Below are 21,302 nucleotides of genomic sequence, written 5' to 3'. Positions count from 1 at the left end.
GGCTATCGAGTCCATGGCGAGGGCCAATTGGTCGAAATGCATTTTTAGCTATAAGGTTATAACCAATGGTTGGAAAGGGCCTTTACGGCACCTGCAACCTGACTCAACGACAGGCATTTCAGGAGGCCAGGATGAAGACCTTTGAGCTCTCTCGCAGCAACGGCGTCGGCAGCCCCGATGTGGCCGGTTTCTTCGACCCGCGCACCTTCTCCATTCAGTATGTGGTCAGCGACCCCGCCACCGGCAAGTGCGCCATCATCGACCCGGTCCACGACTTCGACGAGAAGTCCGGTGCCACCGCCACTCACCACGCCGATGAGCTGCTCGCCTACGTGGAGGAGAAGGGCCTCGAGGTGGAGTGGGTGCTGGACACCCATCCCCATGCCGACCACTTCTCGGCGGCCCAGTACCTCAAGGAGAAGACCGGCGCGCCCACCGCCATCGGCGAGAAGGTCGTGGAGGTCCAGAAGCTGTGGAAGAAGATCTACCACTGGCCGGATCTGCAGGCCGATGGCTCCCAGTGGGATCGCCTCTTCGCCGATGGCGACACCTTCCGCATCGGCGAGCTGGAGGCGCGGGTGATGTTCTCGCCGGGGCATACCCTGGCCTCCATCACCTACGTGATCGGCGATGCCGCCTTTATCCATGACACCATCTTCCAGCCCGACTTCGGCACCGCCCGGGCGGACTTCCCCGGCGGGGACGCCCACCAGCTGTGGCGCTCCATCCAGGCGATCCTGGCGCTGCCCGACGAGACACGCCTCTTCACCGGTCACGACTACATGCCCGGCGGGCGCGAGCCGGAGTGGGAGAGCAGCGTGGCGGAGCAGCGCAGCCGCAACCCGCACCTGGCCGGTATCGTGGAGGGAGACTTCGTGGCCCTGCGCGACGAACGCGACAGCGAGCTGCCGATGCCCAAGCTGATCCTGCACTCCCTGCAGGTCAATACCCGGGGCGGCCGCCTGCCGGAGCCCGAGGCCAACGGCAAGCGCTACCTCAAGATCCCGCTGGATGCCCTGGAGGGCGCCGCCTGGGAGTAGTCGCCCGCAGGGCCCCGCTGCCTCGGGCGGCGGGGCCTGCGCTACGGCCGCGGTCGAACGACATGATATATAGCAATATAGTCTATCCTTAGAATCATTATTGGGCTATGCTGGTCCCAATACGCAGCGTCAGTGACTCACCATGACGGAGGTTTCAGCCATGTCTCGGCCCATCGTGACCCATTTCTTCGACGAGCCCACCAACACCTTCAGCTATGTGGTGCAGGATCCCGATAGCCGTGCCTGTGCCATTCTCGACTCGGTGCTCGATTTCGACTATGCCGCCGGCCGCACCGACACCCGTTCGGCCGACGAGATCATCGCCTTCGTGCGCGACAATGGCCTGGAAGCGGTCTGGATCCTCGAGACCCATGTCCACGCCGACCACCTCTCGGCGGCCCCCTACCTGCACGAGACGCTCGGCGGCAAGACCGGGATCGGCGCCAATATCACCGTGGTCCAGGATGTCTTCGGCAAGGCCTTCAATGCCGGCACCGAGTTCGCCCGGGACGGCAGCCAGTTCGACCGCCTCTTCGAGGAGGGCGACACCTTTGCCATCGGCAACCTGGAAGGGCGGGTGCTGCACACCCCCGGCCACACCCCGGCCTGCCTGACCTATGTGATCGGCGATGCCGCCTTCGTCGGCGACACCCTCTTCATGCCCGACTACGGCACCGCCCGCTGTGACTTCCCCGGCGGCGATGCCCGCACCCTCTTCCGCTCCATCCAGAAGGTGCTGGCCCTGCCGGGAGAGACCCGCATCTTCCTGTGCCACGACTACAAGGCGCCGGACCGCGACGAGTACCAGCACGAGACCACGGTGGCGGAGCAGCGCGCCCATAACGTGCACGTTCATGAGGGCATCAGCGAGGAGGAGTTCGTGAGGATGCGCACCGAGCGCGATGCGACCCTCGACATGCCGAAGCTGATCCTGCCCTCGGTGCAGGTCAATATGCGCGCCGGCGAGATGCCGCCCGCCGAGGACAACGGCCAGGTCTATCTCAAGGTCCCCATCAACAAGTTCTGATTTCACGCGATTTACAGGAGGCAGGCGCCATGCATATCCATCAGCTGGAACCCGACTTTGCCATTGCCGACGCCGTCTTGCCGGCGGATCTGGACGAGGTGGCCCGCCGCGGCTTTCGCGCGGTGATCTGCAACCGTCGCCCCGGCGAGGCCGAGGATCACCCGGACGATCGCGCCCTGAGTGCCCGCGCCGCCGAGCTGGGCCTCGAGTGGCGCTGCATCCCGGTCACTCCGGGCGAGTACGGCGAGGCGGATATCGAGGCCTTCGGCCAGGCGCTGGACAGCCTGCCCTCCCCGATACTGGCCTTCTGCCGCAGCGGCAAGCGCGCCGTGCATCTCTGGGCCCACGCGCGCAGCCAGGGCGAGAGCTGCGATATCCCGGCGCTGCTGGCCGCGGCCCGCGCCGCGGGACACGACCTTGAAGAGCGCCGCCCGCTGCTGGAAGCGGCCGCCGGGCAGCGCTGAGCCATGAACCCGAAGCGCTATCTGCCCATCCTGCAGTGGCTGCCCGGCTATGGGCGGGCCACCCTGGGCAGCGACCTGCTGGCGGCGGTGATCGTCACCATCATGCTGATCCCGCAGTCGCTGGCCTACGCCATGCTGGCCGGCCTGCCTCCCGAGGTGGGCCTCTATGCCAGCATCGCGCCGCTGGTGGTCTATGCCGTCTTCGGCACCAGCCGCACCCTGGCAGTGGGGCCGGTGGCGGTGGTGTCGCTGATGACGGCGGCCGCGGTCGGCCAGATCGCTCCCCAGGGGAGCCCCGAGTACCTGGGGGCGGCCCTGGTGCTGGCGCTGATGTCGGGGCTGATCCTGACGCTGATGGGTATCGCCAGGCTCGGCTTTCTGGCCAACTTCCTCAGCCATCCGGTGATCTCCGGCTTTATTACCGCTTCGGGCCTGATCATCGCGGCCAGTCAGCTCAAGCATGTGATCGGCGTCGAGGCGAGCGGCCATAACCTGCTGGACCTGTTGCTCAGCCTGGGGGCCAACCTGGGCAGCGTGAACCTGCCGACCCTGCTGATCGGCGTCGGCGTGCTGGCCTTTCTGTATGCCGCGAGGCGCTGGCTCAAGCCGTCGCTGCTGCGCCTGGGCGTGCCGGGGCGGTCGGCGGACATGCTCACCAAGGCGGCGCCCATCCTCGCCGTGGCGGTGACCACCCTGGCCGCCTGGGGGCTCGGGCTCGACGAGCGCGGCGTGGCCGTGGTCGGCAGCGTGCCCGCGGGCCTGCCGCCCCTGACCTTGCCCGGCTTCGACAGCGGGCTCTGGAGCCAGCTCTTCGTGGCGGCGCTGCTGATCAGCATCGTGGGCTTCGTGGAGTCGGTATCGGTGGGGCAGACCCTGGCCGCCAAGCGGCGCCAGCGCATCGACCCCGACCAGGAGCTGGTGGGGCTCGGCACCTCCAATATCGCGGCTTCCTTCACCGGCGGCATGCCGGTGACCGGCGGTTTCTCGCGCTCGGTGGTGAACTTCGATGCGGGCGCCGAGACCCCGGCCGCCGGTGCCTTCACCGCCGTCGGTATCATGGCGGCGGCGCTGCTGCTCACCCCCCTGATCGCCTACCTGCCCATCGCCACCCTGGCGGCGACCATCATCGTGGCGGTGCTCTCCCTGGTGGACCTGGGGGCGATCCGGCGCACCTGGTCCTACTCCCGCAGCGATTTCGCCGCCATGCTGGCGACCATCGTGGTGACCCTGGGGCACGGCGTCGAAAGCGGTATCATGGTCGGTGTCGGCCTCTCCCTGGCGCTGCACCTCTACCGCACCAGCCGGCCGCACAGCGCCGTGGTGGGGCGGGTACCGGGCACCGAGCACTTTCGCAACGTCCAGCGCCACGCGGTGGAGACCGATGAGCGGCTGGTGATCCTGCGGGTCGACGAGAGCCTCTACTTCGCCAACGCCCGCTACCTGGAGGACACCGTGATGGCGCTGGCGACGCGTCAGCCCGGCCTCGAGCACATCGTGCTGGCCTGCCAGGCGGTCAACGTCATCGACGCCTCGGCGCTGGAGAGCCTGGAGGCGATCAACGCCCGGCTCAGGGACTCCGGCGTCTGCCTGCACCTGGCCGAGGTCAAGGGCCCGGTGATGGACCGGCTGGAGCACACCGAGTTCTGTCACGAGATGACCGGCAAGGTCTACCTGAGCACCTATGACGCCTGGCGAGAGCTGCGCGGCGAGAGCGATGCCCCGCTGTCCCGGCCCTGTGGCGCCCTGCGGGCCACCTGAAGGTCCCTGATCAACAACCCTGAACGCAAAGGAGCAAGAAAAACGTGGACTGGAGCGCATCCCTGTCTGGGCTGGCCGGCGGTATCCTGATCGGCCTGTCCGCCACCTGGCTGATGGCCACCCTGGGCCGCATCGCCGGCATCAGCGGCATCGTCGGCAGCCTTGTCACCGCTCGACCCAAGGGCGACAGCGCCTGGCGGCTCACCTTCCTGCTGGGGCTGATCAGCGGCCCCATCCTGCTGATGCTGCTCGGCGGGGGGCTGGGCAACGTTGCCGGTGCTCCCGGCGAGGTGATCGGCGCCCCCGCCGGCGGTGTGGCGGTCATGCTCGTTGCCGGCCTGCTGGTGGGCGTGGGCACCGGCATCGGCAGCGGCTGCACCAGCGGTCACGGCGTCTGCGGTCTCTCGAGGCTGTCGCCGCGCTCCCTGGTGGCGACCCTGACCTTTCTGGTGGCGGCGATCATTACCGTCTATGTGGTTCGGCATCTGATCGGAGGTGGCGCATGAAGGCCTCGACCTTGAAACCAGTGATGGGCTATATCGCCGGCCTGCTGTTCGGCCTGGGGGTCGGCGTCTCCGGCATGACCGATCCGGCCCGGGTGCTGGGCTTCCTGGACCTCTTCGGCGCCTGGGACCCGACCCTGATGTTCGTGCTCGGCGGGGCCGTGGTCACCAACTTCATCGGCTACCGCCTCGCCTTCAAGCGCACGGCCCCGGTCTATGGCGAGGCCTTCCAGCTCCCTACCCGCCAGGATCTCGATGGCCGCCTGATCGGCGGTGCCGCCCTGTTCGGCATCGGCTGGGGGCTCTCCGGCTACTGCCCGGGCCCGGCCCTGGCCTCCATCGGCGGGCTGACCGCACCGCTGGCCGCCATGCTGGTGGCGATGGTCGCCGGCTGGTTCCTGGCCAGGGCAATACCCGCCAGAGGGTAAGTCTTCCCTGAGCGCGGGCCATCACGGTCCGCCCCTAAAGCGTCCCCGCCGTGGAAACGGCGGGGACGCTTGCGTTTGTGCCGGATACCATGATCTGGGACAAGCTCGCCGGCGGTTGGCTTGGACTCTGGTCGTAGGTTAACGACGGCTTAATTCACGGGTGCCACGATGCGCCCCAAGACGAGGATTCCATCTCATGCACGTACTGCTGATCGAGGATGACGCCCTGGTAGCCTCCGGGATCCAGGCCGGCCTGACCGTCCACGACTTCGTGGTCGACCACGTGATGACCATGGCCGAGGCGCGTAGCGCCCTCGAGGCGGTGGCCAGCGACGTGGTGATTCTCGACCGTGGCCTGCCCGACGGCGATGGCCTCGACCTGCTCGAGGAGTGGCGTGCTACCGGCGTGACCACACCGGTGCTGGTACTGACCGCCCGGGACAGCGTGCAGGACCGCGTGTCGGGCCTGCAGGGTGGAGCGGACGACTACCTGATCAAGCCCTTCGATCTCGATGAGCTGGTGGCGCGGCTGCAGGCGCTGCTGCGCCGGGCCGCGGGTCGCTCGCGATCGCTGATCGAGCATGGCGCCCTCTGCCTCGACCCGGTGGCCCGGGAGGTCACCCTGGATGGACGGCCGGTCGCGCTGTCGCGTCGCGAGCTGGTGCTGCTGGAGACCTTCCTGCAGTCGCCCCGCAGCGTGCTCTCCGCCGACCAGCTCAAGGACAGCCTCTACGGCATGAACGACGAGGTGGAGAGCAACGCCCTCAACGTCCACATCCATCACCTGCGCCGCAAGCTTGGCAGCCAGGTGATCGAAACGGTACGGGGGCTTGGCTATCGGCTGGGCAAGCCCTCGGCGCCAGCGCCGCCGGGGGAGGGGGGCAGCTCATGAGCCTGCGCACCCGACTGCTGCTGACCCTGGGGCTGACGCTTGCCCTGCTGTGGGGGCTGGCGGCGGCCTGGCTGATGCGCGACCTCGAGGAGCAGTTCGTGGCCACCCTGGACCAGCGCCTGGCCCAGTCGGCGCGGATGGTGGCCGGGCTGATGGCCCAGCTCCCCGAGGAGGTGTGGCTCGAGGCGGACCGCCGGGCGCTGTCGATTCCGCCCATCGAGGGGCTGGCCTGCCAGGTGCACTCGCCCCGGGGCGAGATCATGGCTCGCACCCATACCGACCTGGAGACCATCCTGGCCCCGGGGGAGCGGGGCCATGCCTTTCGTGAGGAGGGCGGGGTGACCTGGCGGGTCTTCACCTATGAGCGGGGCGGGCTGACCATCACCACCGCCGACCGCATGGATGAGCGCGACCAGCTGCTGGCCGACGTCTTCAAGGTGGCGGTGGTGCCCTTCGCCGTGGCGCTGCTGGGCAGCATGGCGGCGCTCTGGCTGGGCGTGGTGCGCGGCCTGGCGCCGCTCTCCCGGCTGCGTCAGTCCCTGGCGCGGCGCCATCCGGATGCCCTGGCCCCGGTGGCGACCTACGGGGTGCCGATGGAGATCAAGCCGCTGATCGAGACGCTCAACGGCCTGCTGGCGCGGATCCAGCAGGCCATCGTTCGGGAGCAGCGCTTCACCAACGATGCCGCCCATGAGCTCAAGACCCCGCTCACCGCCATCAAGACCCACCTGCAGGTGGCCGGCCGGGTGGAGGGGGAGGCGGCCCGCCGGTCCCTGGCCCATGCCGAGGAGGGGGTGGGGCGCCTGTCACGAATCCTCGACCAGCTGCTGATGCTGGCCCGGGTCGAGGGGCGGGTGGCCTTCGAGGATGGCGAGCGCACCCGGGTGGCCGATGTGGTGGAGCTGGCGCTGCGCGATACCGGCGCCGACCCGCAGCGCTTCGAGCTGCCCGAGCGCTGGCCCGAGGCGGAGCTGGCGCTGCCCCGTGAGCTGGCGGTGACCGCCCTGCGCAACCTGGTGGACAACGCCCTGCGTCACGGCGGTGGGGCTGCGCGGGTCACCCTGCAGGGGGAGCTGGACAGCGCCGCCGGCGAGTTCACCTTCAGGGTGCGCGACCGCGGTCCCGGCGTCGACGAGAAGGCGCTCGAACAGATGTCCCGCCGCTTCTGGCGGGCCAGCAAGCAGCAGGGCAGCGGGCTGGGGCTGGCCATCGTGGTGGCCATCGCCGAGCGCTTCGCTGGCCGACTGGCGTATGTCCGTCCCGAGGGAGACGGACTGGAAGCCCGCCTGACCTTTCCGGTCACGGCGGGTCGATAAACCCCCGCAAGGGGCCGATGACAAGATGAGGGGAACCGCTATGTCCTACCAGAGGAGCATGGGGACCAGCAAGAGAATCACGGGCGGGCTCGGCCTGCTGCTGGGCATCGGCCTGGCCGCCGGTCAGGCCGTGGCGCTGGAAGGCGACGCCGAGCGCGGCCAGGCGGCGGCAGGGGTCTGCATGGCCTGCCACCAGGCCGACGGCAGCGGCATGAACGTGCCCGGCGGCGAATCCTGGCCGCGCCTGGCGGGCATGAACGCCGACTATATCGCCAAGCAGCTGCACGACTTCAAGGAGGGGCGTCGCCAGAACGCCAGCATGCTGCCCTTCGCCAACATGCTCGACGATCAGCAGATCGCCGACGTGGCGGTCTACTACAGCCAGATGCCGGTGACCGAGGCCCAGGGCGGCGACGTCGAGGATGAGCAGCTGGCCCGCGGCGAGCAGCTGGCCCTGCGCGGCGACTGGGACAACTACATCGTCTCCTGCAAGAGCTGTCACGGCCCCCGCAATGAAGGCGTCGGCAGCGACTTCCCGGGTATCGCCAGCCAGCACGCCGGCTATATCGAGAGCCAGCTGCGGGCCTGGCAGGCCGACGAGCGCAGCAATGATCCCCAGAACCTGATGGGGGCCGTGGCCAAGCGCATGAGCGACGAGGACATTCGCGCCGTATCCGCCTGGCTGGCCAGCCAGTCCGTGGCGTCCGAATAAGGGGGAGCAGAACATGAACCATTTCAGGACAAACCTGGGCAGGACCACTCTGGCCGTGGCTGGCGCCACCGCGCTGGCCGGCATCGGCCTGGCCGCCGCCGAGTCCCTTCCGTCCGCGGTACAGACCCTGGTGGAGTTGGGCTATCCGGCCCCCCAGGAGGGCGAGCTGGTCCATATTCCGCCCACCATGGCGGATCTCGAGGCCTCCGACCTGCATCCGGAGACCAAGGCGGTCATCCGTCGCGGCTATGACCTCTTCACCAACACCCAGCAGCTGCGCGGCGAGAACGTCTTCAACGACATGAACTGCTCCAGCTGCCACCTCGGCGAGGGCCGCCAGCCCTTCAGCGCTCCGGTGTGGGCCGCCGCGGTGACCCTGCCCAACTACCGCGGCAAGAATGATCACGTCAACAATCTGGAGGAGCGCATCGCCGGCTGCTTCGCCTACTCCATGAACGGCGTGCCGCCGGAGTATGGCAGCGACGACATGCTGGCGCTCACCGCCTACCATCAGTGGCTGGCCAAGGGCGCGCCCATGTACCCCGACCAGCCGATCTACGGCCGCGGTTTCCCGGCGCCGGATCGTCCCGACGAGCTGAGCTACGAGAATGGCGAGGCGCTCTACGTGGAGAACTGCGCCATCTGCCACAGCGAGGACGGCTCAGGCCTCTACCAGGACGGCGAGTATGTCTTCCCGGCGCCCTGGGGGGACGGCTCCAACAACTGGGGTGCCGGCATCGCGCGGGTTCACACGGCAGCCGGGTTCATCAAGAACAACATGCCGCTGGGTCAGCCGCTGTCGCTCTCCGATCAGGAGGCCTGGGACATCGCCTACTACATGAGCAGCCAGGAGCGTCCCCAGGATCCGCGCTATACCGGCGACGTGGCCGAGACCCTGGAGCGCTTCGGCCCCAGCTTCCACCGTCACTCGCTCTATGGCCAGGAGGGACCCAACGGCGAGATCCTCGCCGATCACGCCAACTGGGGCGAGAAGGGCGACGACATCAAGCCGTGGAACATCGGCGTGCCGCGCTTCGAGGAGCTGAAGGCCCGGTAGGAGCGCAATTCATTGCGCGATTGGCCGGTTATCCGGCGATCATGATGGGCCTGAAACAAACGCCCCGCCCGGTCAGTTAAGCCGGGCGGGGCGTTTTTTCGTTGCCTGTCGGGTGGCGGTCAGGGCGCCTCGCCGCCCATGATCTCGACCATGCGCTCCGCGTTCGGCACGCCCTGGGCGCGGTCGACCCGCTCACCGTCCCGATAGAGGGTGGTGGGCGTGGCCATCAGGCCCAGCTCGTCGAAGAGCTGGTTGTTGGCGTAGACCTGCTCCTCGATCTCCCGGGGCTGTGCCGCCGCGGCGATCTCCTCTCCGCTGCTGCTGTGGGCGTGCAGGGCCGCCGCCGGGTCGTCGGCGCCCAGCAGGGTGGCCGCCTTAGCGGGGCTGTTGGAGGCGAGGATGCCGATCATGATATGGCGCAGCTGCACCTCGCCGGCTTCCACCCAGGGGCGGGCCTCCTCCCAGAACTGGCGGCAGTAGGGGCAGTTGGCGTCGGTGAAGGTGTAGACCACCCGCGGCGCCTCGGCGTCGCCGTCGAGGATCCAGTGACTCTGCTCCAGCCGCTCCCACACCTCGGCGAACTGGGCGGCGCGCACGTGCTCGTCCAGGGCCGCATCGGAGAGGTCGTTGCCCTCGGCGTCCACCAGGGTGCCGACGATGGCATGCTCGCCGTCCGGCGTCAGGTAGATGGCCACCTCGCCGGTGGCGTAGCTGGCGGCGTAGCCGGTGAGCCCGCCCGGGGCCTCGAACTCGGCGTGGATCTGCAGCCCCTGGTCGCTGAGGGCCTGGACCGGTGCCGGCCAGCGGTCGTCGGCCTGAGCCGGGGCAATGAGGGCCAGCGCCAGGGCGCCGGCGGGAAGCAGGAGGTGCGGTGTCATCGGGGCGTATCTCTCGCAGTCGGTCGTAAGGTGTCGGTAGGGCTGCCGCTCAGCGCAGGCGCTCAAGCCCGCGGTTGAGGGTGGCGCGGGAGAGCTCGCCGAAGTGGGTATCCACCAGGCGGCCCTCGGCGTCATAGTAGAGGGTGGTCGGCATCGCCATGGCGCCGGTAGCATCGCCCAGGGCGTTGCGGGCGTCGAGCAGCACGTTCTCCAGGGTCAGGGACTCATGGTCGAGGAAACGGTTCACCAGGGAGACATCCTCGCCCTGGTTGACGAAGACGAAGGTGATGTCCGTCTCCTCCTGCTGGGCCTGCTCGAAGACCGGCATCTCGCGGCGGCAGGGGGGGCACCAGGTGGCCCAGAGGTTGACCACCATGGGCTTGGCCTCGCGTTCGGCCAGGCTCGGCAGGTCGATGGGCTCGCCCTCCAGGGTGGCAAGCGCCGTGTTCGGCATGGGGCGGCTCTGGGTCTCCAGCAGCAGCAGGGGGCCGGCGGTGAGTCCCCAGGTGAAGGCGCCGGCCAGCAGGGCGCCACTCAGGGCGGCGCGCTGCTGCGGCGCCTTCCAGAGCCGCCACAGGGCGTAGCCGACGCCTGCGATCAGGCCGCCCAGGGGGTCGAAGCCGCCATCGCGAATGTCCAGCATGGCGAGTGCGCTGTCATAGCTGCCCCAGTAGCGCGCCACGAAGAGCAGGCGAGCACCGATCAGCGCCACGAACAGCAGGCTGAAGAGGGTGTCGGCGGTGGGGGTGCGGTGGCGCCGGCCGATCAGGGCGCCGGCCAGCAGGGCGATGGAGAAGGCCAGCACCAGCAGCAGCTGGCCGATGGAGAGGCCGAGCGGGCCGATGGCGATGCTCTGATTGAGTCCGTGCATGAAAGCGCTCCGTGTCAGGGGGCCGGTGGCGGTAGAGCCCGTGCGAGAGTGGCAGCCAGGGATTAGCGGAGTATTATCGCGCACCGGGGGGCGCCATGCTGAGGCGTTATGTCGCAAGCGCGTCGCCCCGCCCGGTCTTGGGCTACCCTGCTAACGTTCTGTCTATTCTCGGCTCAGGAGTTCTTGTCATGCCCCGCCCCCTCTCGCACGCCTTCACGACCGGCCTCGTCGGCCTCGCCTTGACCCTGGCCGGCCAGGTGGCCCTGGCGGAGGCGCCAGCGCGCACCGACCTCCTGCAGATCGAGGAGGCCCTGGTGCGTGCCGTGCCGCCGGTCTCCACCACCACGGCGGCCTTCATGGTGCTGCACAACCCGGGCGAGCGCGACCTGGCCGTGGTCGATGCCAGTTCGCCGGCGGCCGAGGTCACCGAGCTGCACAACCATGTGGACGTCGATGGCGTCATGCAGATGCGACAAGTGCCCGAGATCGCCGTGCCCGCCGGCGGCAGCACCGAGCTGGCCCCGGGCGGCCTGCATCTGATGCTGATCGACCTGGTGGCGCCCCTCGAGGAGGGCGAGGAGGTGGAGATCACCCTGGTGCTGGAAAGCGACGAGACCCTCACCTTCAACGCTCCCGTCAAGCGCATCGAGGTGATGGGCGGCAGCGACCACGGCCATGGCGGGCATCACCATCATTAACTCTCCTCCCTGAGGAGGCAGTGAGCGTCACGCTGGGCGCCGGAGGCCGCAGTGGTTACAATGCGTCAACGATCCTCGTTAGCCGGCCCGGAACCCAGCCATGCACTGCCCCTTCTGCGGAACCCATGACACCAAGGTCACCGACTCGCGGCTGGTCGCCGAAGGCGACCAGGTGAGGCGCCGCCGCCAGTGCGTGGCCTGCGGCGAGCGATTCACCACTTACGAGACCGCCGAGCTGGTGATGCCTCGCGTCATCAAGGGCGATGGCTCCCGCGAGTCCTTCGACGAGCAGAAGCTGCGCGCCGGCATGCTGCGCGCCCTGGAGAAGCGGCCCGTCAGTGCCGAGGCCATCGAGGCCTCGGTACAGCGGATTCGTCAGACCCTGCGCGCCCGGGGCGAGCGGGAGATTCACGCTCGGGTCATCGGCGAGGAGGTCATGCAGGCCCTGAAGCGCCTCGACCAGGTCGCCTACATCCGCTTCGCCTCGGTCTATCGCCGCTTCCAGGATCTCGACGAGTTCCGCGCCGAGATCGATCGCCTGGCTCAGGAGCCTGCTCAGTGCCCCGACGAGCCGCGGGGCTAGGCGTCGCTCCTGGTCCGGTTACTTCCATTTATCCCCAAGGCAAGGACTCCCATGGCCAAGCAGCCCCCTCACGCCTGGATGGCCCGGGCTCTGGAGCTGGCCCGTCGCGGCCTCTATACCACCGATCCCAACCCCCGCGTCGGCTGCGTGCTGGTCAAGAACGAGCGGCTGGTCGGCGAGGGCTTCCATGAGCGCGCCGGCGAGCCCCACGCCGAGGTCCATGCCCTGCGCGCCGCCGGTCCGGCCGCCCGGGGCGCCACCGCCTACGTGACCCTGGAGCCCTGCTCCCACCACGGCCGCACCGGCCCTTGTGCCCTGGCGCTGATCGACGCCGGGGTAGCGAAGGTAGTGATCGCCATGGCCGACCCCAATCCGGCGGTGGCCGGCCGCGGCATTGCCCTGCTGCGCCAGGCCGGCATCGAGGTGGAGGTGGGCGTGCTCGAGGATCAGGCCCGGTCGGTCAACCCCGGCTTTATCATGCGCATGGACCACGGGCGCCCCTTCGTGCGCCTCAAGATGGCCATGAGCCTCGACGGTCGCACTGCCATGCGCTCCGGTGAGTCCCAGTGGATCACCGGCCCCGAGGCCCGCCGGGAGGTGCAGCGGCTGCGCGCTCGCTCCAGCGTTGTGCTCACCGGCGTGGACTCGGTGATCTTCGATAACTCCCGGCTCACCGTGCGCCCGGAGCAGGCCGAGCTTGAGGACGTCGAGCTGATTCCCGGTCGCCAGCCGCTGCGGGTGGTGGTGGATACCCGACTGCGTCTGCCCGAGGCCGCCGCCTGCCTTACCGAGCCCGGCCGTACCCTGGTGGCTACCGTCGAGGGACATGAGCCCGAGCGGCGCGCTCGCCTGGAGGCCGCCGGCGCCGAGGTGGTGGCCTTTCCCGCCGATGCCGGTGGCCGCGTCGACCTGCACGCCCTGCTGCGCTACCTGGCCGACGTGGAGCAGGCCAACGAGGTGCTGCTGGAGACCGGTGCGACGCTGGCCGGCGCCGTGCTCGACGCCGGCCTGGTGGACGAGATGCAGCTCTTCGTGGCGCCGACCCTGCTCGGCGGCGAGGCTCGGCCGCTCTTCCAGCTCGCCGGCATCGAGACCATGGCCCAGCAGCGCGGCCTCGAGATTCTCGACATTCGCGCCGTGGGCCGCGACTGGCGCATCACCGCCCGGCCCGAGCGCCGCACGCTGCCCGCGCGATAAGGGAGGGGCTCTTTACTGGCGCCCGACGCCGCGCCGCGGCTCTTTACTGGCGCCCGACGCCGCGCCACGGCTCTTTACTGGCGCCCGACGCTGCGCCAAGGTACTCTGACGCCGTTTCGAGGCGCCTAGACGCCTGCGGACGACATCAGTGTCGGCGCAGGGCGACAGCGCCACGCTGAATTTCTGGAGATCTCATGGCGAACTCAACTGCCGGCGGCCTGGCTCCCATCGAGGAGCTGATCGAGGACATCCGCCAGGGCAAGATGGTGATCCTCATGGACGACGAGGATCGCGAGAACGAAGGCGACATCATCATGGCCGCCGAGAGGGTGCAGGCCGAGCACATCAACTTCATGGCGCGTCATGCCCGGGGGCTGATCTGCCTGCCGATGACCCGCGAGCGCTGCCAGCGCCTGCAGCTGCCGCTGATGGTCAGCGACAACGGCTCGGGCTTCGGCACCAAGTTCACTCTCTCCATCGAGGCCGCCGAAGGGGTGACCACCGGCATCTCCGCTGCCGATCGCGCCCGCACCGTGCAGGCCGCGGTGGCCCGGGACGCCAGGGCCGAGGATATCGTTCAGCCCGGCCATATCTTCCCGCTGATGGCCGAGCCCGGCGGCGTGTTGCGCCGCGCCGGCCACACCGAGGCGGCCTGCGACCTCGCTGCCCTGGCCGGCCTCGACCCCAGCGGCGTGATCTGCGAGATCATGAACGACGACGGCAGCATGGCGCGCCGCCCGGAGCTCGAGCGCTTCGCCGCCGAGCACGGACTCAAGATGGGTACCATCGCGGACCTGATCCACTATCGCATCCACAACGAGCACACCGTGGAGCACGTGGAGGCCATGCCGGTGCGGACCGGCTTCGGCGAACTGACCCTGCACGTCTTCCGCGACAGCATCCAGGGCGCCCACCATCTGGCGCTGGTCAAGGGACGCCCCAGCCCCGAGACCGCGACCACGGTGCGGGTGCACCTGGCCGACGCCATGCGTGACCTGCTCTGCCTGCAGAAGGGAGAGAGCACCCAGTGGCCCTCCCATCAGGCCATCGCCGAGGTGGCCCGGGCCGAGCATGGCGTCTTCGTCCTGCTCGACGATGGCCGCCCTCGCCAGGACCTGCGCGACTACCTGGACACCTTCCTGGAGCGCAGGCGCGCCCCGCGCACCAGCGCCTCGGACGGGGCCGGCAACTACCTGACTATCGGCACCGGTTCCCAGATCCTGCGCCATCTCGGCGTGGGCAAGATGCGCCTGCTCAGCTCACCCTGGAAGTTCTCGGCGCTCTCCGGCTTCGATCTCGAGGTGGTGGAACGGCTGAGCCCGGAAGACATCGAGGCCACTCATGGTGCCGCCGGCGGCGCCGAGGCCAGCGGCGACTGACGCCGCCTCGACCCTTGCGGCGGGCGCATGGTGAACGGCGCCCGCCGGTTCTTATCAGGCAGGTTTTCAGGAACGACTTTCAGGAACAGCGATATGCAACCCATTTCTCAAGTGGAAGGCAGCTTCATCGACGTGGACGGCCGCTATGTGATCGTGGTGGGCCGTTTCAACCATCACGTGGTGGATAGCCTCGTCGAGGGGGCGGTAGATAGCCTGGTGCGCCACGGCGTGGCCAGCGAGAGCATCGACATCGTCCACGTGCCGGGCGCCTGGGAGCTGCCCCTGGCGGTCAAGCAGGTGCTCAAGGTGGCCCGCCCCGACGCGGTGATCGCTCTGGGGGCGGTGATTCGCGGCGGTACCCCGCACTTCGAGTACGTGGCCGGCGGCTGCAACGCGGCCCTGGGCAACCTTCAGCTGGAGTTCGACACGCCCATCGCCAACGGCGTGCTCACCGTCAACTCCATCGAGCAGGCCATCGAGCGCTCCGGCACCAAGGCCGGCAACAAGGGCGCCGAGGCGGCCATGGCCGCCATGGAGATGGTCTCGCTGCTGCGCTGCTTCGGCGACGATGAGGGAGACGAGGCATGAGTCGCGAGCGCTCCCGAGAGCCCTCGAAGGCCCAGCTGGCGCGTCGTGCCGCCCGGGAACTGGCCGTTCAGGGCCTCTACCAGTGGCAGATGACCGGCAAGTCGATCACCGCGGTGGAGGCGGAGTTCCGCAGCCAGGTGGCCGACGACGACCTCGAGGATCACGAAAACTGGCACAGGGTCATGGAGATCGCCGACCTGGCGCTCTTCCATGAGCTGCTGCACAACGTGGCGCGTTTCAAGACCGACCTGGACGCCAGCATCTCGCCGCTGCTCGACCGTCGCCTCGAGGAGCTTGACCCCATCGAGCTGGCGATTCTGCGCCTGGGGGCCTACGAGCTCTCTCGCCGTCTCGAGGTGCCCTATCGGGTAGTGATCAACGAGGGCGTGGAGCTGGCCAAGTCCTTCGGCGCCACCGACGGCCACAAGTATGTCAATGGCATCCTCGACAAGCTCGCTGGGCGCCTGCGCTACGCCGAGGTGGCGGCCTGCCGCCGCTGAAGGGGACTCCCCGATGCCCAGTCAACCGTCCAGTCAAGCGCCCAGCCGGCCTCGGCATAGCGAGTTCGAGCTGATTGCGCGCTACTTCACCTTTGAGCCTACCGGCAAGGGGGCTGGGGTGGCGCTGGGAGTGGGTGACGACTGCACCCTGCTGAGCCCGACGCCCGGCTGCCAGCTGGCCGTCAGCGTGGATACCTCGCTGGCCGACGTCCACTATCCCGCCGATGCTCCCGCCGAGGCGGTGGGGCATCGGGCGCTTGCGGTCAGCCTCTCGGATCTGGCCGCCATGGGTGCTCGCCCGCGCTGGTGCCTGATGGCGCTGACCCTGGCCGAGGCCGACGATGCCTGGCTCGATGGCTTCTCCCGTGGCTTCCGTGCCCTGTGTGACCTGAGCGGCACCGTCCTGGCGGGCGGTGATGTGACCCGGGGAGCGACCGCCATCGGCGTCACCGTGATTGGGGAGGTGGTGCCGAGCCAGGCCCTCACGCGCCACGGCGCTCGGCCGGGAGATCTGGTCGCGGTGACCGGTGCCCTGGGCGGTGGCGCCGGCGGTCTCGCGGCCTGGCAGCGCGGTGAGCGGGATCTCGCCCACCCGCTGCTGACGCGCTACCTGCGGCCCGAGCCGCGCCTCGCCGCCGGCGAGGCGCTGGCGGGGCTGGCCACGGCCGCCATCGATATCTCCGACGGCCTGTGCGCCGACCTTGGCCATCTGCTGGCGCGTTCGGGCGTCGGTGCCTCGCTCGACCCCGAGGCGCTGCCCCTGGCCGAGGGCCTGGTGGCGGAGCTGGGAGTGGCGGGCGCGCGCCGCGCTGCCCTGGGCGGCGGCGACGACTATGAGCTGCTGCTGGCGCTGCCCGCCGAGCACCTCGACGAGGCCCGGGGGCGGCTCGCCGCCCTTGGTCTGCCGCTCACGGTGATCGGCCGCTTCGAGGCCGAGCCCGGCCTGCGCGGGGTGGCGCTCTCTGGCGAGGGCGGCTGGCAGCACTTCCACTCGGCAGGCGCCGGCAGTGCAGGAGATGATGCATGAACCGTGCTCCACCCAGCGTCTGGCACCGCCCTACCCACTTTCTCGCCTTCGGCCTCGGCAGCGGCGCGGCGCCCTGGGCCCCGGGCACCTTCGGCACCCTGGCGGCCATTCCCTTCTACTGGCTGCTCTCCGAGCTGCCCCTGGGCTGGTACCTGGCGGTGGTCTTCGTGGCCTTCGTCTGGGGCGTCTGGCTATGTGAGAAGACCTCCCGGGACCTCGGTGTCCACGACCACTCAGGCATCGTCTGGGACGAGTTCGTCGGCTACTGGATTACCATGGCGGCGGTGCCCTTCTCCTGGGAGGCGGCGCTCTGGGGCTTTCTGCTGTTCCGCATCTTCGACGTCATCAAGCCCTGGCCGATCCGCTGGGCGGATCGTCGTGTGGCCGGCGGTTTTGGCATCATGATCGATGACGTCATGGCGGGCATCTACGCCTGGAGCGTCATGCACCTCTGGTTCTGGTTACACTGACCCCCGGCTACACTGAGGGTCCGACGCAACGCCGCCCTTGGCGTGGAGGGGGCGGCCCAGGGAAGGGGGAAGCAATGCGCAAGGAACGTCTGATCGTCCCGGTCGTGGTGGTGCTCACCCTGGTCTGGGCGCTGGCCCAGTACCTCGCATCGGTTCTCTTCGAGCGGGAACTGGCTCGGGCCCTTGCCGACCTGGAGGCCCGCGGCGATCTGGTGGTGGAGCGCAGCGGTATCGAGCGGGGCTGGCTCTCCTCATCCGGCAGCCTCCAGGTCTCTCCGCTGCTCGGTGACGGCTGGCGGCTTGAGCTCTCCTACCTGGCCCGCCACGGGGTCTTCAGTACCCGACTCGAGGGGGAAGTCCTCCCCAGCGCCAGCCCCCATCACCGTCGCCTGTTCGGCGACTGTCTCCCCTCCAGCCCGCCTCGCTGGCACGCCCGCTACCAGACCCTGGGCGGCACCCTGGAGGGCAGCGTCCAGCTGGCGCCCTTCCTGATCAGTCAGGGAGAGCGAGAGCTCGACTTCCGCGGTGGGCACCTGGCCCTGAGCGGCCAGCAGGGCGACTGGCGACTGCGTGCCCGGCTGCAGCCCTGGCGTCTCACCGACGGTGTGGCCACCCTGGAGTCGGGCCCGGTCTCCCTGGAGAGCCGCTATGCCTACACCGGTGGTGCCCACCACTTCACCCAGCATGACCTGTTGCGTATCGATACCCTCGCCTGGCAGCAGCCCGGCCTGACGCTCGACGCCAGCGAGCTTGCCTACCGCAGCCGCATGCAGCTCGACGACAGCGAGCTGCGCATCGACAGCGAGCTGACCCTGGGTGAGGTGCAGGCGGCGGAGCAGGTGCTGCTGACCGGCCGCATCGCCATGGAGCTCTCGCGTATCAACGCCGATGCGGTGCGCGAGGCCCTGGCGGCGTTACGCCGGGAGACGGCCAAGGTCCGCACGCTGGACCTTCGGGAGCTGACGGAGCGGCTGGAGCCTGAGCTGTTGGGCATCCTGGTCGACTCCCCGCGCCTGGATGTGGTCGAGGTGGATCTGGAGAGCCCCATGCTGGGGCTGGTCGCCAGGGGCAGCGGTGCGCTCTTCTTCGACCCCCGCCGGATCCACGAGCTGAGCCCCTCGCGTCTGGACGCCGAAGCGGAGCAGGCGCTCTGGCTGAATCGCCTCGACGGCGACTTCATCTGGCACGAGGCGCCCACCGTGGTGGCGCTCTGGCTGGGGCTGCCGCTTAGCACCCGTGACTTGCAGATCGACGTGATTCGTGGCCGGGTACGCGTCAACGGCCGGCCGCTGCCACCGCTCTGGCGCTGAGGCGCGAAGGCCCGCCGACTTGAAGTTGTCCCCCATCGCCCGCATTCCTGAACCCAACGGCATGAGCCATCACAGGATCAGGATGAGACCCCATGAGCGATGACCAGGACCGCCGCCACGACCCTGAGGGGCCGGAGTGGCTGCACGACGCGGATAGCGACGCCCACGACGAGGATGAACAGCTTGACCTCGGTGATCAGCCCGGCGATAGCCGGCACGCCGTGGTGCCTGCCCGGGAGGCGCTGCCCGAGCGCATCTACCTGCTGCCGATCCACAACCGGCCCTTCTTTCCAGCCCAGGTGCAGCCGCTGGTGATCAACCGCGAGCGCTGGGAGGAAACCATCCAGCGGGTTGCCAAGACCCCCCACCACACCGTGGGCCTGGCCTTTGTCGGTGAGGCCGCCATTGATGGGCTCGCCCATGGCGACTTCCCGGAGATCGGCACCGCCGTCAAGGTGCACAAGCTGCAGGGTGAGGAGAACCAGATCCAGTTTATCGCCCAGGGGATGCAGCGCTTCCGCATCCAGCGCTGGATATCCCGCAAGCCTCCCTATCTGGTGGAGGTGAGCTACCCCCGGGAGCCGGTGGACGCCGAGGCGGACGAGGCGCGCGCCTACGCCATGTCGCTGATCAACGGCATCAAGGAGCTGCTGCCGATCAACCCCCTCTACGGCGAGGAGCTCAAGCACTACCTCAACCGCTTCAGCCCCCACGAGCCGGGCCCGCTCACCGACTTCGCCGCGGCGATCACCTCGGCCAAGGGGCGCGAGCTGCAGGACGTGCTGGCCACCCTGCCGGTGCTCGCGCGCATGCAGAAGGTGCTGCCGCTGCTGCGCAAGGAGATCGAGGTCGCCCAGCTGCAGAGCGAGATCAGCGACCAGGTCAACGCCCAGATGCAGGAGCGCCAGCGGGAGTTCTTCCTGCGCGAGCAGCTCAAGGTGATCCAGCGCGAGCTGGGCATCTCCAAGGATGACCGCGAGAACGACGTCGACACCTTCCGCGACCGCCTGGAGAGCCTCGTCGTGCCGCCCAGGGTGCTGACCCGCATCGAGGAGGAACTCGACAAGCTCGCCGTGCTCGAGACCGGCTCGCCGGAGTACGGCACCACCCGCAACTATCTGGACTGGCTGACCAGCATGCCCTGGGGGGTGCACAGCCAGGACCAGCTCGACCTGGCCCACGCCCGGGAGGTGCTGGACCGCGACCACGACGGCCTGGCCGACGTGAAGGAGCGCATCGTCGAGTTTCTCGCCGAGGGCACCTTCAAGGGCGACGTGGGCGGCTCCATCCTGCTGCTGGTGGGCCCGCCCGGGGTGGGCAAGACCTCCATCGGCCGCTCCATCGCCGAGGCTCTGGGCCGTGAGTTCTACCGCTTCTCGGTGGGCGGCATGCGCGACGAGGCCGAGATCAAGGGCCATCGGCGCACCTACATCGGTGCCATGCCCGGCAAGCTGGTGCAGGCGCTCAAGGAGGTGGAGGTCGAGAACCCGGTGATCATGCTCGACGAGATCGACAAGATGGGGCAGTCCTTCCAGGGCGACCCCGCCTCGGCGCTGCTCGAGGTGCTCGACCCGGAGCAGAACGTCGACTTCCTCGATCACTACCTGGACGTGCGGCTGGACCTCTCCAAGGTGCTCTTCGTCTGCACCGCCAACACCCTGGATTCGATCCCGGGACCGCTGCTGGACCGCATGGAGCAGATCCGCCTCTCCGGCTACATCGCCGAGGAGAAGCTGGCCATCGCCAAGCACCACCTCTGGCCCAAGCTGCTCAAGCGCGCCAATATCCCGAAGAAGCGCATCAACCTCACCGAGGCGGCGCTGCGCCAGGTGATCGAGGGCTACGCCCGGGAGGCCGGGGTGCGCCAGCTCGAGAAGCAGCTGCACCGCATCGTGCGCAAGGCCGCGGTCAAGCTGCTGGAGAACGACCAGCAGTCGGCGAAGGTCTCGGTCAAGAACCTCGAGGAGTATCTGGGGGCACCGCTGTTCCGCAAGGAGCAGGTGCTCAAGGGGGAAGGGGTGGTCACGGGGCTCGCCTGGACCGCCATGGGCGGGGCGACGTTGCCCATCGAGGCGGGCAAGGTGCACTCGCTGACCCGCGGCTTCAAGCTCACCGGCAAGCTCGGCGAGGTGATGCAGGAGTCCGCCAATATCGCCTACAGCTATGTGCTGGGCCACCTGGCCGAGTACGGCGCCGACGCCGACTTCTTCGACTCCGCCTTCGTCCACCTCCACGTGCCGGAGGGGGCCACGCCCAAGGATGGCCCCTCGGCGGGGGTCACCATGACCACGGCGCTGCTCTCCCTGGCGAAGCACCACTCCATCGACCGCCCCCTGGCGATGACCGGCGAGCTGACCCTCACCGGCCAGGTGCTGCCGGTGGGGGGCATCCGCGAGAAGGTAATCGCCGCGAGGCGCAGCGGCATCTTCGAGGTGATCCTGCCCGACGCCAACCGCCGCGACTATGAGGAGCTGCCCGACCACCTCAAGGAGGGCATGACGGTGCACTTCGCCAGGCGCTACCGGGACGTGGCCCGGGTGGTGTTTGGCTGACCGGGGTCAGACCTCGGCGGCGATGGAGCTGCAAGCCAACCCCCGGGTCGGT

22 protein-coding genes are annotated in these 21,302 nt (G+C 69.0%); 20 read left to right on the top strand and 2 right to left on the bottom strand.

Going from position 1 to position 21,302, the window contains the following annotated elements; translation table 11 throughout:
• Positions 1 to 131: 131 nt before the first annotated feature.
• From NHL60_RS13895 to NHL60_RS13850, 10 genes are all read left to right on the top strand, one after another.
• Positions 132 to 1,040, top strand: a complete 909-nt coding sequence (locus NHL60_RS13895) for an MBL fold metallo-hydrolase (protein ID WP_253444529.1) — start codon at positions 132 to 134, stop codon at positions 1,038 to 1,040.
• 160 nt (positions 1,041 to 1,200) lie between these two features.
• Positions 1,201 to 2,067 (top strand): MBL fold metallo-hydrolase, encoded by an 867-nt coding sequence (locus NHL60_RS13890; protein ID WP_253444526.1) that lies wholly within the window; start codon positions 1,201 to 1,203, stop codon positions 2,065 to 2,067.
• Between the two features lie 29 nt (positions 2,068 to 2,096).
• A complete protein-coding gene (locus tag NHL60_RS13885; RefSeq protein WP_253444523.1) occupies positions 2,097 to 2,531 on the top strand; it encodes a TIGR01244 family sulfur transferase in 435 nt (144 codons plus the stop codon).
• A 3-nt stretch (positions 2,532 to 2,534) separates the two neighbouring features.
• The gene (locus NHL60_RS13880; RefSeq protein ID WP_253444521.1) at positions 2,535 to 4,289 is read left to right on the top strand and encodes a SulP family inorganic anion transporter; all 1,755 of its coding nucleotides are present in this window, start codon (positions 2,535 to 2,537) and stop codon (positions 4,287 to 4,289) included.
• 44 nt (positions 4,290 to 4,333) lie between these two features.
• A complete protein-coding gene (locus tag NHL60_RS13875) occupies positions 4,334 to 4,795 on the top strand; it encodes a YeeE/YedE family protein (RefSeq protein ID WP_253444518.1) in 462 nt (153 codons plus the stop codon).
• Positions 4,792 to 5,220, top strand: a complete 429-nt coding sequence (locus tag NHL60_RS13870) for a DUF6691 family protein (RefSeq protein WP_253444516.1) — start codon at positions 4,792 to 4,794, stop codon at positions 5,218 to 5,220. The genes NHL60_RS13875 and NHL60_RS13870 overlap by 4 nt, the downstream gene beginning before the upstream one ends.
• A gap of 196 nt (positions 5,221 to 5,416) precedes the next feature.
• Positions 5,417 to 6,112, top strand: a complete 696-nt coding sequence (locus tag NHL60_RS13865; RefSeq protein WP_253444513.1) for a response regulator transcription factor — start codon at positions 5,417 to 5,419, stop codon at positions 6,110 to 6,112.
• On the top strand, positions 6,109 to 7,428 hold the full coding sequence (locus tag NHL60_RS13860) for an ATP-binding protein (RefSeq protein WP_253444510.1): 1,320 nt from the start codon (positions 6,109 to 6,111) through the stop codon (positions 7,426 to 7,428). The genes NHL60_RS13865 and NHL60_RS13860 overlap by 4 nt, the downstream gene beginning before the upstream one ends.
• A 40-nt stretch (positions 7,429 to 7,468) precedes the next feature.
• A complete protein-coding gene (locus NHL60_RS13855) occupies positions 7,469 to 8,140 on the top strand; it encodes a cytochrome c (protein ID WP_253444507.1) in 672 nt (223 codons plus the stop codon).
• 13 nt (positions 8,141 to 8,153) lie between these two features.
• Entirely contained in the window at positions 8,154 to 9,197 is a 1,044-nt protein-coding gene (locus NHL60_RS13850) for a c-type cytochrome (RefSeq protein WP_253444504.1), read from the top strand.
• Between the two features lie 119 nt (positions 9,198 to 9,316).
• On the opposite strand, the gene dsbG is transcribed toward NHL60_RS13850, so the two are convergent.
• Together dsbG and NHL60_RS13840 are read right to left on the bottom strand one after the other, a co-directional pair.
• Entirely contained in the window at positions 9,317 to 10,075 is a 759-nt protein-coding gene (dsbG, locus tag NHL60_RS13845; RefSeq protein ID WP_253444501.1) for a thiol:disulfide interchange protein DsbG, read from the bottom strand.
• Positions 10,076 to 10,124: 49 nt separating this feature from the next.
• Positions 10,125 to 10,946 carry a TlpA disulfide reductase family protein gene (locus NHL60_RS13840; RefSeq protein ID WP_253444498.1) on the bottom strand — a complete coding sequence of 274 codons (822 nt, stop codon included), beginning with the start codon at positions 10,944 to 10,946 and terminating at the stop codon, positions 10,125 to 10,127.
• A 188-nt stretch (positions 10,947 to 11,134) separates the two neighbouring features.
• Here NHL60_RS13840 and NHL60_RS13835 point away from each other — a divergent pair, with 188 nt between their 5' ends.
• From NHL60_RS13835 to lon, 10 genes are all read left to right on the top strand, one after another.
• Complete coding sequence (locus tag NHL60_RS13835; RefSeq protein WP_253444495.1) at positions 11,135 to 11,644, top strand: copper chaperone PCu(A)C; 510 nt, start codon at positions 11,135 to 11,137, stop codon at positions 11,642 to 11,644.
• Positions 11,645 to 11,744: 100 nt separating this feature from the next.
• Positions 11,745 to 12,227: a transcriptional regulator NrdR gene (gene nrdR / locus NHL60_RS13830; RefSeq protein ID WP_253444492.1), complete on the top strand. Its 483-nt coding sequence runs from the start codon at positions 11,745 to 11,747 to the stop codon at positions 12,225 to 12,227.
• A gap of 51 nt (positions 12,228 to 12,278) precedes the next feature.
• Positions 12,279 to 13,424, top strand: coding sequence for a bifunctional diaminohydroxyphosphoribosylaminopyrimidine deaminase/5-amino-6-(5-phosphoribosylamino)uracil reductase RibD (gene ribD / locus NHL60_RS13825; RefSeq protein ID WP_253444489.1), 1,146 nt, complete (start codon positions 12,279 to 12,281; stop codon positions 13,422 to 13,424).
• 194 nt (positions 13,425 to 13,618) lie between these two features.
• Positions 13,619 to 14,803, top strand: a complete 1,185-nt coding sequence (gene ribBA, locus NHL60_RS13820; protein WP_253444486.1) for a bifunctional 3,4-dihydroxy-2-butanone-4-phosphate synthase/GTP cyclohydrolase II — start codon at positions 13,619 to 13,621, stop codon at positions 14,801 to 14,803.
• Between the two features lie 93 nt (positions 14,804 to 14,896).
• Positions 14,897 to 15,391, top strand: a complete 495-nt coding sequence (ribE, locus tag NHL60_RS13815) for a 6,7-dimethyl-8-ribityllumazine synthase (RefSeq protein WP_253444484.1) — start codon at positions 14,897 to 14,899, stop codon at positions 15,389 to 15,391.
• The gene (gene nusB, locus NHL60_RS13810) at positions 15,388 to 15,891 is read left to right on the top strand and encodes a transcription antitermination factor NusB (protein WP_253444482.1); all 504 of its coding nucleotides are present in this window, start codon (positions 15,388 to 15,390) and stop codon (positions 15,889 to 15,891) included. Before ribE ends, nusB begins: the two co-directional genes overlap by 4 nt.
• A 13-nt stretch (positions 15,892 to 15,904) precedes the next feature.
• Complete coding sequence (gene thiL / locus NHL60_RS13805; RefSeq protein ID WP_253444479.1) at positions 15,905 to 16,918, top strand: thiamine-phosphate kinase; 1,014 nt, start codon at positions 15,905 to 15,907, stop codon at positions 16,916 to 16,918.
• Positions 16,915 to 17,388: a phosphatidylglycerophosphatase A gene (locus NHL60_RS13800; protein ID WP_253444476.1), complete on the top strand. Its 474-nt coding sequence runs from the start codon at positions 16,915 to 16,917 to the stop codon at positions 17,386 to 17,388. Before thiL ends, NHL60_RS13800 begins: the two co-directional genes overlap by 4 nt.
• A gap of 74 nt (positions 17,389 to 17,462) precedes the next feature.
• A complete protein-coding gene (locus NHL60_RS13795; RefSeq protein WP_253444473.1) occupies positions 17,463 to 18,698 on the top strand; it encodes a DUF945 family protein in 1,236 nt (411 codons plus the stop codon).
• A 92-nt stretch (positions 18,699 to 18,790) separates the two neighbouring features.
• Positions 18,791 to 21,250: an endopeptidase La gene (gene lon / locus NHL60_RS13790; protein WP_253444470.1), complete on the top strand. Its 2,460-nt coding sequence runs from the start codon at positions 18,791 to 18,793 to the stop codon at positions 21,248 to 21,250.
• Positions 21,251 to 21,302: the final 52 nt, after the last annotated feature.

Origin of the sequence: Halomonas sp. Y3 (assembly GCF_024137965.1) — a bacterium.
In the GTDB taxonomy this organism is placed as follows: domain Bacteria; phylum Pseudomonadota; class Gammaproteobacteria; order Pseudomonadales; family Halomonadaceae; genus Halomonas; species Halomonas mongoliensis.
The sequence above is the reverse complement of the archived record's forward strand: the minus strand, read 5'-3'. Positions and strand labels throughout refer to the sequence as shown.

Coding starts and splice junctions, on each gene's coding strand:
- NHL60_RS13895 (WP_253444529.1), top strand. CDS start 132: ATGAAGACCTTTGAGCTCTCTCGCAGCAACGGCGTCGGCAGCCCCGAT.
- NHL60_RS13890 (WP_253444526.1), top strand. CDS start 1,201: ATGTCTCGGCCCATCGTGACCCATTTCTTCGACGAGCCCACCAACACC.
- NHL60_RS13885 (WP_253444523.1), top strand. CDS start 2,097: ATGCATATCCATCAGCTGGAACCCGACTTTGCCATTGCCGACGCCGTC.
- NHL60_RS13880 (WP_253444521.1), top strand. CDS start 2,535: ATGAACCCGAAGCGCTATCTGCCCATCCTGCAGTGGCTGCCCGGCTAT.
- NHL60_RS13870 (WP_253444516.1), top strand. CDS start 4,792: ATGAAGGCCTCGACCTTGAAACCAGTGATGGGCTATATCGCCGGCCTG.
- NHL60_RS13865 (WP_253444513.1), top strand. CDS start 5,417: ATGCACGTACTGCTGATCGAGGATGACGCCCTGGTAGCCTCCGGGATC.
- NHL60_RS13860 (WP_253444510.1), top strand. CDS start 6,109: ATGAGCCTGCGCACCCGACTGCTGCTGACCCTGGGGCTGACGCTTGCC.
- NHL60_RS13855 (WP_253444507.1), top strand. CDS start 7,469: ATGTCCTACCAGAGGAGCATGGGGACCAGCAAGAGAATCACGGGCGGG.
- NHL60_RS13850 (WP_253444504.1), top strand. CDS start 8,154: ATGAACCATTTCAGGACAAACCTGGGCAGGACCACTCTGGCCGTGGCT.
- dsbG (WP_253444501.1), bottom strand. CDS start 10,075: ATGACACCGCACCTCCTGCTTCCCGCCGGCGCCCTGGCGCTGGCCCTC.
- NHL60_RS13840 (WP_253444498.1), bottom strand. CDS start 10,946: ATGCACGGACTCAATCAGAGCATCGCCATCGGCCCGCTCGGCCTCTCC.
- NHL60_RS13835 (WP_253444495.1), top strand. CDS start 11,135: ATGCCCCGCCCCCTCTCGCACGCCTTCACGACCGGCCTCGTCGGCCTC.
- nrdR (WP_253444492.1), top strand. CDS start 11,745: ATGCACTGCCCCTTCTGCGGAACCCATGACACCAAGGTCACCGACTCG.
- ribD (WP_253444489.1), top strand. CDS start 12,279: ATGGCCAAGCAGCCCCCTCACGCCTGGATGGCCCGGGCTCTGGAGCTG.
- ribBA (WP_253444486.1), top strand. CDS start 13,619: ATGGCGAACTCAACTGCCGGCGGCCTGGCTCCCATCGAGGAGCTGATC.
- ribE (WP_253444484.1), top strand. CDS start 14,897: ATGCAACCCATTTCTCAAGTGGAAGGCAGCTTCATCGACGTGGACGGC.
- nusB (WP_253444482.1), top strand. CDS start 15,388: ATGAGTCGCGAGCGCTCCCGAGAGCCCTCGAAGGCCCAGCTGGCGCGT.
- thiL (WP_253444479.1), top strand. CDS start 15,905: ATGCCCAGTCAACCGTCCAGTCAAGCGCCCAGCCGGCCTCGGCATAGC.
- NHL60_RS13800 (WP_253444476.1), top strand. CDS start 16,915: ATGAACCGTGCTCCACCCAGCGTCTGGCACCGCCCTACCCACTTTCTC.
- NHL60_RS13795 (WP_253444473.1), top strand. CDS start 17,463: ATGCGCAAGGAACGTCTGATCGTCCCGGTCGTGGTGGTGCTCACCCTG.
- lon (WP_253444470.1), top strand. CDS start 18,791: ATGAGCGATGACCAGGACCGCCGCCACGACCCTGAGGGGCCGGAGTGG.